Source organism: Streptomonospora alba, from assembly GCF_000826685.1.
In the GTDB taxonomy this organism is placed as follows: domain Bacteria; phylum Actinomycetota; class Actinomycetes; order Streptosporangiales; family Streptosporangiaceae; genus Streptomonospora; species Streptomonospora alba.
Genome location: NZ_JROO01000030.1, coordinates 16251 through 31264 on the forward strand (window position 1 = coordinate 16251; position 15014 = coordinate 31264).

General features: G+C 70.6%; 13 protein-coding genes. 6 read left to right on the top strand and 7 right to left on the bottom strand.

Going from position 1 to position 15014, the window contains the following annotated elements; genetic code table 11:
* Positions 1-7: 7 nt before the first annotated feature.
* Together pdhA and LP52_RS15795 are read right to left on the bottom strand one after the other, a co-directional pair.
* A complete protein-coding gene (gene pdhA / locus LP52_RS15790) occupies positions 8-1135 on the bottom strand; it encodes a pyruvate dehydrogenase (acetyl-transferring) E1 component subunit alpha (protein ID WP_040274531.1) in 1128 nt (375 codons plus the stop codon).
* Positions 1136-1500: 365 nt separating this feature from the next.
* Positions 1501-2178, bottom strand: coding sequence for a GntR family transcriptional regulator (locus LP52_RS15795; protein ID WP_040274532.1), 678 nt, complete (start codon positions 2176-2178; stop codon positions 1501-1503).
* Positions 2179-2812: 634 nt separating this feature from the next.
* Between LP52_RS15795 and LP52_RS15800 the strand changes: the two genes are divergently transcribed.
* A complete protein-coding gene (locus LP52_RS15800) occupies positions 2813-3544 on the top strand; it encodes a phosphatase PAP2 family protein (protein WP_040274534.1) in 732 nt (243 codons plus the stop codon).
* Between the two features lie 79 nt (positions 3545-3623).
* Here the strand turns inward: LP52_RS15800 and LP52_RS15805 are convergent, their stop codons facing one another.
* A complete protein-coding gene (locus LP52_RS15805; RefSeq protein WP_040274535.1) occupies positions 3624-4592 on the bottom strand; it encodes a TIGR03557 family F420-dependent LLM class oxidoreductase in 969 nt (322 codons plus the stop codon).
* A 115-nt stretch (positions 4593-4707) separates the two neighbouring features.
* A complete protein-coding gene (locus tag LP52_RS15810; protein WP_040274537.1) occupies positions 4708-5313 on the bottom strand; it encodes a DUF1349 domain-containing protein in 606 nt (201 codons plus the stop codon).
* 383 nt (positions 5314-5696) lie between these two features.
* Between LP52_RS15810 and LP52_RS15815 the strand changes: the two genes are divergently transcribed.
* The 3 genes from LP52_RS15815 to LP52_RS15825 all read left to right on the top strand — a co-directional run bounded on the left by LP52_RS15815 (position 5697) and on the right by LP52_RS15825 (position 8767).
* Positions 5697-6404 (top strand): pyridoxine/pyridoxamine 5'-phosphate oxidase, encoded by a 708-nt coding sequence (locus LP52_RS15815; RefSeq protein ID WP_238580942.1) that lies wholly within the window; start codon positions 5697-5699, stop codon positions 6402-6404.
* Between the two features lie 188 nt (positions 6405-6592).
* Positions 6593-6904 (top strand): transcriptional regulator, encoded by a 312-nt coding sequence (locus LP52_RS15820; protein ID WP_040274539.1) that lies wholly within the window; start codon positions 6593-6595, stop codon positions 6902-6904.
* 402 nt (positions 6905-7306) lie between these two features.
* Entirely contained in the window at positions 7307-8767 is a 1461-nt protein-coding gene (locus tag LP52_RS15825) for an endo-1,4-beta-xylanase (protein WP_040274541.1), read from the top strand.
* 204 nt (positions 8768-8971) lie between these two features.
* On the opposite strand, the gene LP52_RS15830 is transcribed toward LP52_RS15825, so the two are convergent.
* A complete protein-coding gene (locus LP52_RS15830; RefSeq protein WP_040274542.1) occupies positions 8972-9898 on the bottom strand; it encodes an AEC family transporter in 927 nt (308 codons plus the stop codon).
* Positions 9899-10167: 269 nt separating this feature from the next.
* On the opposite strand from LP52_RS15830, the gene LP52_RS15835 reads away from it, so the two are divergent.
* Both LP52_RS15835 and LP52_RS15840 read left to right on the top strand, forming a co-directional pair.
* Positions 10168-10401 (top strand): hypothetical protein, encoded by a 234-nt coding sequence (locus LP52_RS15835; protein ID WP_040274544.1) that lies wholly within the window; start codon positions 10168-10170, stop codon positions 10399-10401.
* Positions 10402-10752: 351 nt separating this feature from the next.
* Positions 10753-11973 (top strand): GtrA domain-containing protein, encoded by a 1221-nt coding sequence (locus tag LP52_RS15840; RefSeq protein ID WP_052809910.1) that lies wholly within the window; start codon positions 10753-10755, stop codon positions 11971-11973.
* A 10-nt stretch (positions 11974-11983) separates the two neighbouring features.
* Here the strand turns inward: LP52_RS15840 and LP52_RS15845 are convergent, their stop codons facing one another.
* Both LP52_RS15845 and LP52_RS15850 read right to left on the bottom strand, forming a co-directional pair.
* Positions 11984-13030: a DMT family transporter gene (locus LP52_RS15845; protein ID WP_052809911.1), complete on the bottom strand. Its 1047-nt coding sequence runs from the start codon at positions 13028-13030 to the stop codon at positions 11984-11986.
* A 176-nt stretch (positions 13031-13206) separates the two neighbouring features.
* Complete coding sequence (locus tag LP52_RS15850; RefSeq protein WP_084723241.1) at positions 13207-14817, bottom strand: DUF2637 domain-containing protein; 1611 nt, start codon at positions 14815-14817, stop codon at positions 13207-13209.
* Between the last annotated feature and the right edge of the window lie 197 nt (positions 14818-15014).

Here is a 15014-nt window from a genome sequence, read left to right on the forward strand (position 1 = left end):
TTGAGGTCTATTCGGCGAACACCGGGTCGGCGGGCATGCGGCGCGACTCGTTCGCCACGGGGGTGGCGTAGGTGTAGTCGAACAACGTGGAGACGTCGGGAGAAGGACTGTTCTCCGCGAAGTCGGCGGCGTCGGCGACCTCCTCCTTGACCGCGTCGGCGATCTCCTTCTTCTTCTCCTCGGTCAGCACGCCGGCCTTCTCCAGCTGTTCCTCGAACGCGGCCACGGGGTCGTTGGCCCGGGCCTCGGCCACCTGATCCTCGGTGCGGTACTTGGCGGGGTCGACCACCGAGTGGCCCTTGAGGCGGTAGCTCGTGCACTCCAGGATGTAGGGCCGCTTCTCGGAGCGGGCCTTCTCGACGAGGTCGACGGCCGCGTCGCGCACCGCGAGGACGTCGCGGCCGTCGACGCGCACGCCCTCGATACGGAAGGCGGAGCCGCGCTTGTACAGGTCGGGTTCGGCGGAGGAGCGCTCGACCGAGGTGCCCATGCCGGTGAAGTTGTTCACGATGGCGTAGACGATGGGCAGGTTCCACAGCGACGCGAGGTTGAGGGACTCGTGCCAGGCGCCGATGTTGGTGGTGCCGTCACCCATCTGGCACATGACGACCTCGTCGCCGCCGCGGTAGGTCACGGCCAGCGCGGCGCCGGTGGCCAGGGGCAGCTGGCCGCCGACGATGCCGTAGCCCCCGAGCATGCGCGTCTCGGTGTCGTACATGTGCATGGAACCGCCCCAGCCCTTGGCCACGCCGTCGCTGCGGCCGTAGAGCTCGGCCATGACCCGCCGCGGGCTCATGCCCTTGTGGATGGCGTAGCCGTGGTCGCGGTAGTTGGTGTAGAGGTAGTCGCGCTCCTTGAGGGAGTCCATGAGACCCACGACCGTGGCCTCCTCGCCCAGGTTCAGGTGGCAGTAGCCGCCGATGCGGGCCTGGGTGTAGGCCTGTCCCGTACGCTCCTCGAACCGGCGGACGAGGACCATCCGCCGGTAGTAGTCGAGCAGGACGTCGGGTTTCTCGTCGGCGACACCGGAGGTGGTGCCGCCGGTGGCCGAGGTGGTGCTGTCTTTCCGGCTCCGCCGGCGGCCCCCCGTGCTCTTGGCGGTGCCGCCGCCCTTCGCCTTGGCCGTGTCAGCCATGCTGGTGCCTTTCTACGTGCGGAGGCGGCCGACCCGGGCCGGTAGGCCCAGGAGGCCACTACCCGGGTTCGCGGTCGGAACCGGGCCCGGGAGAGGGTGCGCCGACGCCGGGCTCGATCGGCGGGGCGCGCAAGTGGCTGTTAGCTGTTCGTGGCTGGACTCGCGGTCCGCCCGCCTCCCGAGTCACCCTTCCCCGGTTCCGGGCTCGGGTCACCCGTTTCGGTCGGCTCGCGTAGCTCCGTCGACCCACATACCGTGTGACGTGTGTCGTGGCACACTCTACGTATTGATCGATGATCGATCAATACGACTTTAAGGGACGTACGCGGCGGATCGGGCAGGCGAGGCGGTGTCCGCTCCCGTGGTCACTCGGCGCGGCCGAAGGTCTTGACGGCGGCGTCGACGTAGTTCAGGACATGTTCGCGCACCATCCGACCCACGTCCGGGTCGCCTCTGCGGAACGCGTCGGTGATCTGGGCGTGGTCGACGGCCTTGGCGTGCAGCTCCATGTTCAGCCACCGCACCGACAGCCGTGTCCACACGTCCACCCCCAGCGACTCCCAGGTGTGGGACAACACACTGTTGTCCGCCGCACGGACGATCTCGCGGTGGAACTCCACGCTGTGCTTGATCTGCTCCTCGACGTCGCCGTCGGCGGTGGCCCGCCGCAGCGCCTCGACCTCGCGCTCCAGCGGACTCGGATCGACCGACAGCCGCGGCGCCGCCAACTCGGCCGCGACCAGCTCCAGACCGGCGCGTACCGGATATATCTCGGCCATGTCGGCGACACCGAAGTCGCGCACTCGCGCGCCCTTGTTGGGCACCGACTCGATCAGGCGCAGGTTCTCCAGTTCCCGCAGCGCCTCGCGTACGGGCGCCTGGCTGACGTTGAACTCGGTCGCCACGCGGCGCTCGACGATGCGCTCGCCCGGTTGCCAGCGGCCCGAGAGCAGACCCTCCACCAGCATGCGCCGGATCTGCTCCCGCAGCGGGTTCCGGGCCAGGCGGGCGGGGTCCTCCGGCCACTGGGGGAGGTCGACCATCAACGGCCTTTCTGCTCAGGGCCCCGGTCAGGGCGTCGCGCGATCGAACGTCGTCGGGGGATTCCCTTACGAAGCGTGCCATACACGGCGCCCGCGGTACCCCCGCCGGGCTCCCCTCCGCTGCGCGGCCACCGGTGCCCGGCGGCGGGGTGAACAGTGTCGGGGAACACGCTGACGAGCCGATGAATACGGAGGTCGTCGGCGCGGCGCTGGGGGAATGTCAGTGCCGCCTCAGGTGGCGGGACGCTATGCTCGACTGTCGGAAATGTTCCTTGAAAGCTGGGTAGCGTGACCGTGTGCACCGTCCCCGCGGTCCAAACGTCCCAGTTACCGGGGAGGCCCTGACCATGGCGACCCCGGCGACTTAGCGCATCTGTCCCCAACCGATCCAATCCGAGCGGCGAGCCCGTCCCCCAACGCACAAACGTGCCGCAGGCCAGCCCACGAATCGTGAGACAGCACTGAGCACATGATGCATACACTGCGGATCCGGTCGAACCCGCCGCTGAACGCCGGGACATCCAGGCCGCTGGCGCGGACCACCCGACGTCCGCTCGCCACCGGTTCCCGGACCTCCAACGACGGCGCCGCATCAAGACGGCGGCCGGACGAGTCCCAGGTCTCCTGGCCGAGCGTGAGCGAGATCGCGTGGGGGCTGGCCTCCGATAAGACGGCGATCGTGCTGGCTGTGGCACTGATCATAATGACCGTTCTCTCAGCCGGCCCGCTCCACCCTATCGACAATCTGATCAACAACGCACCTCGGCCGTTCTGGCAGGAGGCGCGTATGGCGCTCATCCTCGGGCCCGACACCGTCGCCTCGCGTTTCGTCGCCCTGCCGGTGCTGGGCGTGACGTGTGTGCAGCTGGCCTACTGGAACCGCTCCTGGCGGCCGATCATTCTCGGCGCCGTCGGCCCCTTCGGCATGGTCTGCCTGGTGGCGTCGATGAAGCTGCTGTTCACCCGCAGCCACCCGCGCACCGGTGACCCCGCGTTCTTCAGCGACGCCGGGGTCTCCTTCCCCTCCGGGCACGGCGCCAACGCCATCCTGATCTACGGCCTGGTGCTGTTCTTGATCATCCGCTACCGGGCGGCGCGGCCGCACATCGTGCGCCGCCTGGCGTACTGCATCGTGGGCATCGCGGTGCTGCAGGCGATGGTGTCGGTGTACCTGCACTTCCACTGGTTCACCGACCTGATGGCCGGGATGATCGCCGGCGGCCTCGCGCTGGTGCTGACCATCCGGCTGGATCGGATGATCCCCGAAGGGCGGACCGTCTACTGGTGGCCCTGGTACGGCCGCAATCTGTGGAAGAGCGAGGACCGCAACGGCGAGGACGCCGAGGTGTGGGCCGAGCGCGGCTGATTCCCGCGGCGCGGCAGCCCGGCGGCCTTCCCGCGGACGGCGCGGAACGGCCGCCCGGCCGGGCCGGCCCCCCCGGAGGTCAGCCGGCAGGAGCGATCCGGCTCAGGCGCCGACTGAGCTCCTTGGCGTAGAAGTCGAAGAAGCCGTCGGGATCGGGGCCGGCGTTGACCAGCGTCAGGCGGTCGAAGCCGGCGTCGGTGAACTGCTGCACGGCGGCGATGTGGCGCTCGGGATCGGGGCCGTAGCCGAAGGACGAGGCCATGTCCTCCTCGCGCACATGCGCGGTCGCCGCCTCGAAGTTGGTCACGTTGGGCAGTTCGGCCTGCACCTTCCAGCCGGTGGCGGCGAAGCGGAACATGCGGTGGGCGGATTTCAGGGCCGTATCCTCGTCGGGCGCCCAGGACAGCGGAACCTCGGCGTAGCGCGGTCCGCTGCCGCCCGCCTGGCGGTAGGTGCGCACCAGCTCCGGCAGGGGTTCGGTGGCGAAGATCGCGTCGCCCAGTTCGGCGGCGAGTTTGGCCGCCGACGTCCCGCCGCCGGCCACAGCGATCAGCGGCGGAGTCTCGGGCAGGTCGAAGACCTGCGCGTCCACAAGCCTCAGGTGCTTGCCTTCGTAGGAGTGGTAGCCGCCCCGCCACAGCAGCCGGATCATCTCCAGCGACTCCCGCAGCATTTCGTGGCGTTCGGTGACCGAAGGCCACGGCTTGCCGACCACGTGCTCGTTGAGTTGCTCTCCGGCGCCCACGCCCAGCACGAAGCGCCCGTCGGACAGCAGCGCCGTGGTGGCCGCGGCCTGGGCGATGAGAGCGGGATGGTAGCGAATGAACGGGCAGGTCACCCCGGTGGCCAGGCCGATGCGCCGGGTGCGTGCGGCGATGGCTCCCAGGATCGACCAGACGAAGCCGGAGTGGCCCTGGTCCTTCAGCCACGGGTGGTAGTGGTCGCTGATCTCCACGAAGTCGAATCCCGCCGCCTCGGCGCGTTCCGCCTGGCGCACCATCTCCTGGGGCGAGTAGCCCTCGGCGAAGAGCTTGTAGCCGATCTGCATGATTCCTCCACCGACTGACACGGATGTCCGGCGCTCCGCTACCCGCGGTGTTCACCGGGCATGCGCCCCGGGGAGGCGAGCCGGAGCGGCGAGGGACCGGTCGGCGCGTCCGGCCTCAGGTGCCGTCGCGCACGTCGGCGAGGCGCTCGGCGGAGTAGGTGATCTGCTCGAAGCGGGCGGTGGCGCCCTCGCCGGTGGGGCTCTGGGCGCAGAAGCCGACCTCCGCCGTCTCACGCAGCGCGAAGTAGCGGATCAGCTCCCAGGGACTCTCGCCCACCCGCGCATGGAAGGCGTATGCCGAGCCGAGCCGGCTGACGCGCAGCCGCACGTCCTCGGTCCGGGGGTCCGCCGCGAAGGAGTTGCAGTCGTCGCTGACCCCGCGGTTGACCACCGAGACGATGGTGGGCCTGCCCTGCGGGGAGGACTCCAGGCACAGCTTCGCCCAGGCGTCGGGGGAGGCGTAGACCAGCAGCACGGCGGCGTCGAAGGCGGCGGACAGGCCGACACTCACGAGCGCGCTGACGCGGAAGTCCCCCTCCAGGCCGCCCACGAGCGCGGGAGCGCTGTCGCGGCGCGCACCGTCGGCGGGGTCGACGAACAGGTCGGTCCCTCCGCGCGCGCCCAGAACCAGCCTGTCGTAGCCCTCGACCTCGCACGGGTCGGGCGCGTTGAGTCGGCGCAGCGGGACCGGGAAGGCGGGGATCGACACGGAATCGGACATCAGGACTCCAAGGGGACACGGGCCGCGGATGCATCACGCGGCGGCCGGAAGGGCGGGGCGGGCCGCTTCGCGTCGGCGAATTCGCGGGAACTTCGAGGAACGTACTGCCCGCCCGTCAAATGCGGCAAGGGACCATAGACAGTTGTGCACAGCGGTCCCGACAATTTACGGGAGCGGTCCCGAGCTTTCCGAGGGTGTTCCCGGATGCGTGCGTTTCCCCAGTACAGCGGGCATTTCGGTGACCGTTCCGCCGCGGTCGCCCGTCTGCGGACCACTCGGCGAATCGCCGAGGGATTCGGTCGGCGCCTATGCTGATGCGCGGGTTCGCCGGTTTCGGCGGGCGGGATTCAGCGGCCGGTGGCCGACGAAGAAGGGGAGTTCAGGTGGAACCCATTCCCAGCGGCGGGGAATCGGCGCAGGCGGACGGCTCCGTCGGCGGTCCCATGCGCGAGAGGCTGCGGACGATCCCGGTGTTCGCCGGCGAGATCCCCTCCTTCGACCCCGCTTCGGCGCCCGAGGACCCGGTCGAGCTGTTCGCGCAGTGGCTCGACCATGCTGTGGAGAACGGGGTCCCCGAGCCGCACGTGATGAACCTGGCGACCTCCGACGGGGCCAACCGGGTCGCCTCGCGCTTCCTCATCCTCAAGGACATCGGCCCGCGGGGCTGGTCGTTCGCCACCAGTGCGGCCAGTCCCAAGGGGCGCGACCTCCAGGCGAACGCCCATGCCGCCCTGGCGTGCTACTGGCCGGGTGTGGGCCGCCAGATCCGCGTCAGCGGCGTCGCGGCGCCGGAGAGCCCGCGCACCAGCGCCGCCGACTTCCTGGCCCGCTCCGCCGAAGCGCGCGCCGAGGCGCTGGTGGGCGGGCAGAGCGCTCCTATGGGGTCGGTCGACCAGCACGAGGGCGAGCTGGCCGAGGCCCGCGAGCGCATCGCCGCCGACCCCTCGCTCGTGGCGCCCGAGTGGACGCTCTATACGCTGTGCCCCGACTACGTGGAGTTCTGGCAGGGCGCCAAGGACCGCAACCACGTCCGGCTCCGCTACGCGGTGACCTCCGCCGGCACCTGGGAGCGCACGCTGCTGCGCCCGTGACGCCGCCGTCCGGTGAGCGGGGGCGGTGCTCCCGTGGTTCCGGCGTGGCACCCACCGCTTCGTCCCGCGGCGTGTTCGGCTGGAGGAGGACGAGCAGGTCGGCCGCTCGATCCCGGGGCACCGGTCGCACCCGACCGGCTCGGGCAGGCGGGAGGGCGGCTCCCACGCCAGGGAGGCAGCACGTGCCGATGACCGACACCCTGTTCGACGATTTCATCCACGTCCGGCCGCGCCTGGCGATCCTGGTCCGGCTGGCGCGTTCGGGCTGGGTGGAGTTCATCCAGGTACGCCAGAGCGTCGGATGCAGCGACTCGGCGCTGTCCAAGCAGGTCAGTGCGCTGCAGGCGGCCGGCTATACCGAGGTGTGCAAAATGACCGAGCGCCATCGGCGCCGCACCTGGATCCGGTTGACCGAGGAGGGCAGCGCCGCGCTGATGCGCCATCTGGACGCTCTGGAGCGCCTCGCCGCCCAGGTCCGCGGTCCGACGCCGCCCCGCTGAACCGGAGTGGCGCGCAGCGACTTCCCGGGTCGTTCGATGAGGTCGCGATTGGGTTCGCCTCTATTGCGATTACCAATCCGAAACTATCGAAATGCAGTCGGGGTGACGGCCCGTGCAGGAGCCGTCTCGATGGGATGTGCTTGCGCGTTCACAAGTAAGGGTCCGGACTTTCGTGCTGTTTCGGTTAGACCTTATTGGGGTGCGACGGGCCGATAGTTTCGAATTTTCAACCGAGACCAAATGAGTTTCCTGGTGTGCGACTCGCGTTCGTCAGGGCGTCAGATTGGTCCGCAACCTCTTCTTTTCGAGCCGTCAGAACCGGTGTTACGTTCATCACGCTCATGAGCGGGAGCGCTCCCACCTTCAGTTTCCATCGGACTCGCGCACCTGGAGGTGCCTGACGTGAGACTCGTAAGACACGGGGGTCACGAGACCCCGCGCCGTACCCGAGCGGGCAGTGCCCGGCGGGTCGCCGGCGCGGCGCTCGCGACGTTCCTGGGCGCGGCGGTCCTGGCGCCGGCGGGACCGGCGGCTGCCGACTCCCCGCTCCGTGACCACGCCGCCCAGCAAGGCTTCGAGATCGGCGCCGCGCTCGGCGTCGACCATCTGCAGAACGACAGTCAGTTCGCCGACCTGGCGGCCACCGAGTTCAACGCCGCCACGGCCGAGAACTCGATGAAGTGGGAGTCCACCGAGCCCTCCCGCGGCCAGTTCGACTTCTCCGGCGCCGACGCCTTCATGGACTTCGCCCAGCAGAACAACCAGAAGGTGCGCGGGCACACGCTGGTGTGGCACAGCCAGCTCCCGTCCTGGGTGGAGAACGGCAACTTCAGCCAGAGCGAGCTGCGCTCGGTGATGGAGGACCACATCGACGAGGTGGCCGGCCGCTACGCCGGCGAGGTCGCCTACTGGGATGTCGCCAACGAGATCTTCGAGGGCGACGGCTCCTGGCGGAACTCGGTCTTCTACGACACGCTCGGCCCGGACTTCGTGGCCGACGCACTGCGCATGACCGCCGAGGCCGACCCCAACGCGGAGCTGTGGCTGAACGACTACAGCATCGACGGGATCAACGCCAAGAGCGACGCCTACTACAACCTGATCCAGGATCTGCAGGCCCAGGGTGTCCCGATCGACGGCATCGGCCTCCAGGCGCACCTGATCAACGGCCAGGTGCCCGGCGACCTGCAGCAGAACATCCAGCGCTTCGCCGACCTCGGCATCAAGGTGGCCATCACCGAACTGGATGTCCGCATCGACATGCCGGCCAGCCAGAGCGAACTGCAGCAGCAGGCGCAGGACTACCGCGCGGTGATGGACGCCTGCCTGGCCGTGAACGGCTGCGTCGGCGTGACCGTGTGGGGAATCGTCGACAAGTACTCCTGGGTGCCCGACACCTTCGAGGGCGAGGGCGCCCCGCTGCTGTTCAACGACGACTATCAGCCAAAGCCCGCCTATGACGCCGTCCACGAGGCGCTGGGCGGAAGCAGCGACGATGATGACGACGACGACAACGGAGGAGGCGAGGATCCACCGCCCACGGGACCGTGTGAGGTCTCCTACTCCGTCGCCAACGAGTGGAACTCCGGATTCACCGGCCAGGTCACCGTCACCAACGGCGGAAGCTCCGCGCTGAACGGCTGGGACCTGCAGTTCGACTTCTCCGGCGGCCAGCAGATCACCAACGGCTGGAACGCCGACTGGTCCCAGTCGGGCTCCACCGTGACGGCCTCCAACACGGAGTGGAACGGCAGCGTGCCGGCCGGCGGCTCGGTGGACATCGGCTTCAACGCCTCCCACAGCGGCAGCAACCCCGAACCCGGCTCCTTCGCCCTCAACGGGGAATCCTGCTCGGTCTCCTAGCCTCGACCCCTTCCAGGCCACACGGGCACCGGTGGTGACCGGCGCCCGGGCCGGGCACGGAGACCGCCGGGCCGGCCGGTCCGCATCCCCCATTCCGGCCGTCCCGGCCCCGGCCCCCGCCGCCCCGCGGCGGGGGCCGACTCGCGTCCGCCGCGTCGCCGCGGTCAGGGAGTCGGGCGAGCACGTCGCCGCCGGACCTGCCGGTCAGCCCAGCAGGAAGGCGATCGCCACCAGCACCGGCAGGGTCACCAACGTGGTCAGCAGCACCGTCTCGCGCGTCATCTCCGTCGCCGCGCGGTACTGCACGGCGTAGGTGAACATGTTCTGCGCGGTCGGGAGCGCGGCGATCACCACGACAGTGAACAGGTCGGCGCCGTCCAGACCGAACCAGTAGGCGCCCATCGCCCACGCTGCCGCGGGGTGGACCAGGCACTTCAACAGCACAGCCAGCGCCACGGCGCCCCGCTGCGGGCCGCGCCCGGGCATCGGGCTGCCGTGCAGCGAGATCCCGAACGCCAGCAGTACCGAGGGCACCGACATCGAGCCCACCAGCTCGAACGGCTGCATGAGGGCCTCGGGCACCGTCCAGCCGCTCGCGGCGACCGCGACGCCCGCCAGGCACCCGATCACCACGGGGTTGCGCAGCGGCGCGGCCAGGATGCCCAGCGGTCGGGCCCGGGTACCCGGCGCGCGTCCCCGCAGGTCGAGCACTGTCACCCCGATCGGCCCGAGCACCACCAGCTGGAACAGCAGCACGGGCGCGATCAGCGAGGCGTCGCCCAGCACGTAGGCCGAGATCGGGATCCCCAGGTTGCCGGAGTTGACGTAGGTCGCACACAGCGCGCCCATCGTGGTCGTGCCCGCGTCCCAGCGCCGCAGTGCCGCCACGGTGACGAACACCGCGGCGACGGCCGCCATGCTCAGCGCGCTCACCAGCAGCGGGGCGTTCACCAGCACCGACAGGTCGGCGTCGGACAGGATCTCGAACAGCAGAGCGGGGGTGGCGACGTAGAAGGCGAGGCTGGTCAGGACGTGGCGGCCGTTGTCGCCGAGCACGTCCAACCTGCCGAGGATGTAGCCGAGGGCGACGATGCTGGCGATGACGCCGAACCCGATCACGACCCCGGTCACGGCGTTCCTCCCGGTTGCCCCTCGCCTGGCGCCCGAGTGCTCCGACCGCCCTCAGGCCGCGAGGAACCCTAGCCTCGCCCCCCGCGCGGCGCCACGGCGTGGCTCACACCCGCCGTCGTGATCGCCGCGGCCGCCCGCCGTGCCCGCGCACAGCGAGCGTCGGCCGACCGGTCCGCGTTCGGCGCCCGAGGAGTCGGCATGTTCGCGGGGTCTTCGGGCAGCGGGCCGGTTGGGCACAAGGACGCCGTTTCGACGGGAGGAGAGACATCATGGCGGAGAGCACGCCGAACGCACCGATGAAGGACAAGAACTACAACCTGGTGTGGGCCGTGCAGCAGTCTCTGGAGAACGTCTTCCGGCTGCAGACCTACATCGAGGACGCTGAGCGCGACGGCGACGAGGAGGTCGCCGCCTGGCTGCGCCGCATCCAGGAGAACAACCAGAAGGCCGGCGACCAGGGCAAGCGCATGCTCCTCCAGCGCCTTCAGGCCGAAGGAAGCTGAGCCCGGCGCTCGCCGCGGAAAGCGTGAACGAGGTCTCGTGTCCGGCCGCCGTCCGCGCCTGCACTGCAGCGGACGGCGGCCGCTTCATGTGCCTCGCATGCTGTGGGGGACGAACCCGGAAACCCGGCACGGAGTCCACCGGAGCGAATCCGCTTCATCCGACGCGGTGGTGCCCTGCTCCGAGCCCGATCGCCGACCCGAGGACGACGCTGCGCGGCGCTCGGAACTCGACACATACGGGCCGCGGGGGCGGTTAGTCGAGGGACGAGTCCGATGCCGCCACGGAGCGGGACGGGGACTGCCGCGCGGAACAGGCCGCGAGGCGGGGGCGCAGCGGAAGGGGAGTCGCGCATGGCAGCTGACGGGCCCGAACGGACCGGCGCGAAGACGGCGGCCACCGTCGGCGTCGTGGCCGATCCTGTGGCCGCCCCCGCCCAGGTGGCCGGGCATGTGGCGCGCACGCTTCCGGATTTGCTGTCCGAGCAGGTCGATCCGGACCGCGACTGGCAGGTCGACGTGCGGCGCGAGCAGCTGCCGCCCAGCGACGAGTCCCACACCGCGATGATGGAGGTGGCCTCTGAGCGGATACAGGAGCACGGTTGGGACATCGCCGTGTGCATCACCGACGTGGTACTGCGTTCGGAAGGCCATCCGATCGTGGCCGACGCGAGCCACGACCGCTGCGTCATCGTGGTCTCGCTCCCGGCCCTCGGCGGCATGTCGCTGCGCCGCAACGTGCGCGGTGTGATCGCCCAGCTCATCGCCGACATGATCAACGCGGACACCCGCGTCAAGCTCCACCGGCGGTATCCGCCCAAGGAGCACCGGCTGTCCGCGCTGTCGCGCCGGTTCAGCCGCGTCGTACCCGAGCAGCCCGGCATCGATACGCGCATCCTGGCCTCCCGGGGCGATGCGCGGCTGCTGGTGGGCATGGTGCGTACCAACCGCCCCTGGCAGTTGGTGTTCGGCCTGACGGGGCCGCTGGTCGGCGCCTTCGCCTTCAGCGCGTTCTACACGATCAACGCCACGGTGTGGGAACTGGCGACCGCCATGGGCCTGCCGCGGCTGATCGCCGCCGCGGTCGGGTCCGTGGTGGTCATGGTCGCGTGGCTGATCATCTACCACAGATTGTGGGAGCCGACCCGCAACCGCCGGTCGGGCGAACGCGAACAGGCGGTGCTGTTCAACGCCTCGACCGTGCTGACCCTGGGAATCGGGGTCGGCTGCATGTTCGTCGGACTCTACGCCGTCAACCTGGTCGCGGGCGCTGTCGTGCTCGCTCCCCAAGTCCTGTCCAACTACGTCGGAGGGTCCCTCGACCCCACCGACTACCTGATGGTGCCGCTGCTGGTGACCGCGGCGGGCACGGTCGCCGGAGCCATCGGGTCCGGGTTCGAGACCGAGGACACCGTCCGCGAAGCCGCCTTCAGCTACCGCGAACGCATCCGCCGCGACGCCTTGCGCGAGTCCTTTGAGCGCCAGGAGCGCGAAGGCACCCGGGACGGCCGGGACAGCGAGGATGTCGAGGACGGCGAGGTCGGCGAGGTCGGCGACGGCTCCGAGGACCTGTAGGCGCGGTGCGTCAGCGTCCCGGCGCCCGGGAGCCGAGCGCCGCCTCTCCCGACGCGGCCGGCCGCCGTGCGGCGGTGCGGCGGTGGTGCTGGGCGAGCGCGGCGCCGGCGATGATGAGCAGGACGCCGACCGGCTCGTTCCAGGTCAGCATCTCGTCGAGGAACAGCACACCCGCGCCGATGGCCACGATCGGGGCCACGTAGGTGACGGTGGAGGCCACCGTCGCCCCAGCCTCGCGGATGACTCCGTACTGCAGCAGGAACGCGAGGCCGGTGCCCAGCACGCCCAGGGCCACGAGTGCGGCGAAGGCGTGCGGCGGCAGCTCTTGCGGCGCCTCGGTGAACAGCAGAGCGGCGATCGCGATCTGCACGGTCCCCGTCAGCAGTTGGGCGGTGACCAGTTCCAGCGACGAGTACCCGCTGCCCGCTACGAAGCGCCGCAGGTAGGGGGTGCCGATCCCGTATCCGACGGTGGCGCCCAGCGCCATGAGCATGCCGACGGCGCTCGCGCCGGCGAATCCGGTCCACACCCCGAAGACCACGAGCACGCCGAGGAATCCGACGAGGAGTCCGGCCATACGGGTGCGCGTCGGGCGCTCGTCGGGCAGCAGCAGGAGCGAGAAGAGCACGACGAACAGCGGCGTGGCCGCGTTCACGATCCCGCTGACCGCCGAGGGGATCAGCTGCCCGGCGTAGCCGTAGAAGGTGAACGGCACCAGGTTGACGATGAAGGCGGTGACGGAGAGGTGGAACCACATCCGCCCGCCGCGCGGCAGGCGCCCGCCGCTGAGCAGCAGGAGGCCGACGAGCGGGATGAGGCCGGTGAGCATCCGGCCCAGGGTGATCTGGACGGGCGCCAGGTACTGCCCGGAGATGCCGATGAACATGAAGCTGGTGCCCCAGACCAGCGCGAGCAGCAGGAACTTCAGCCGCCAGTCGATCGCGGGACGCGTCGCGGCCTCCTCGACCGGAGATTGCGGAGCGGGCGCGGCGGAGGAGGGCGAGTCGGGGGCGGGGGCGGTTCCGGCGGCGTCGCGCTGGGACGGGTCGAGGCTCATGCCTCAAGGGGTATCGCCGCGCCCGCCGTTAGGTCTACTTGGTTCTGCTTAACCGTTGGATTAGTGCCTCTTACTCGGCGGGTGCAGGGGCGCGGGCGGACGGCGCCGGAGCGCACGCCGCGGGGAGCGCGGTGGCACGCAGCCCCGGCGCTGACCGGGACCGGCCGGATCGATCCTCAGCCCTCGTAAGCGGTCTGCACCAGCCGCGGATGTCCGTCCTCGCCTTCCTCTACGCGGTAGCCGTTGTCCGAGGCGGTGGCGAGGATCTCGTTCCGGTACTTTCGCACCGTCCGCGTGCCCACGCCCAGGTAACCCGCGATCTCCTCCTCGCTGATGTCGGGGACCGTCTCCATGAGGTTGCGCACCTGCTGCTTGCGCTCCTGAGCGGTGGGACGCGACAGCGGGCGGGAGGTGCGCCGCGGTACGGGCTGGGCCGGGTCCTCGGGCTCGGTGGCCGGTTCGGCACCGGCCGCGCGGGCCGGTTCGGCGGCCTGCTCCGCCGCGTCCGCGGGTCCCTCCGGCTGCGGTCCTCCGCGGTGCTGAACCGACTCCCCACCGCGCTGTGCCTCGCCGCGCCCGGGCTGCTCGGCCTGCTCCTCGGGACCGGCGCTTGCCGCGCGTCCGGACTCGTCGGGCGCCTCGTCCGCGGGCGTCGTGGCCGCCGTGTCCCCGCCCTCCGGCCGCTCGGACCGCACCGGTCCCGGCTCTTGGAACACCGGGGTGTGGGCGCGCTCGCCGCGTGCCTCACCGGCTGCGGCGCCGTCCTCGACGCCGCTGTCCTGTTCTCGGTCGGCGGGGGCGTCGCCCTCCGCGGAGCGGTCACCGCCAGGGCGGCTGTCGGCGATCGAGTGTTCGTGCTCGGAAACGGCCACGGCCCGCCACCGCCCGCCGTCGGCCGGCGGCGCGGCCGGAACGGGTGCGGGCGCATCGCCCTGCAGGGCGCGGGCCTCCTCGGCGGTCATGGCCACGCTGGAGGCCGTCATCGCGCGGATGATCCGGAATGCGGTGGGCAGGTCGTAGCCGTTGTCCAGCATCCACTTCAAATGGCGCGGGGTGGCACGCCGCCAGCGGCGCGCGTGCTGCTCGCGCAGCATCGCGTAGGCCAGTTGCCGCTGCTGCTCGCGTTCCAGCGCATCCGGGTAGGAGGTGATGCCCGAGCCGAGCATGAGCCGGGCGACCTTGAGCGTGGACACCGGGTGGGCGATCCAGCGCCCGGCGGGGATGCGGTCGGCGGTCTTGCCGTGGGCGAGCCCGGCCAAGTGGCGGACCCAGGCGGCCACCCCTTCGGCGATGAGGATGATGACCACCGGCGGCCCTGCGTGGCCGAGGTAGGAGGACGTGGTCCCCTCTCCCTGGGAGACGTTGAGCACGATGGTGATCGCCGAGAGCCCGTAGGCCGACCAGCGGTTCAGCGGGTGGCGGCGCCCCTGCCACTCCATGACCAGGTCCATCGCCAGGAAGTAGACGATGACGGCGTCGATGCCCAGCGGGAAGAGGAAGCGCAGGTCGCCGCCGTTGATCGCGGTGAGCTGGGTGTCGGCCAGCCAGGTCGCCGACTCGTACAGGGCGGCGTAGCTCATCGTGAAGGCGACGGTGATGAGCAGCAGCGCTGAGGTGGCGATGAGGACGGTGGCCACGACGTAGCCGCTGTGCAGGCCCGAGCCGGTGGCGGTCCCGGGGGGCCGCCGGGAGAGCAGGGTGCGAAGGCCGGAGATCGCGAGGATCACCAGCAGCAGCGCGGCCGCGGCGATCACCCACCACGGCACTTGGGAGGTCCACGCAGGCATCAGGTCTCAACTCCCGAATCAGGGCACACAGCACTGAACCCACGCGAGTCTGGCAGAGTCGGATCTCGTTCACGTGATCGTGCGGCCGGGGAGGGCCGCCGCGCTGTGCGCGCGAGTGTGCGTCAGGGCGGCCGGTTCCGGCGCCGTCCGGCCGGCGGCAGAGGGCTCCCGCGACCGCCGCGCGGATCCTTCCGGGG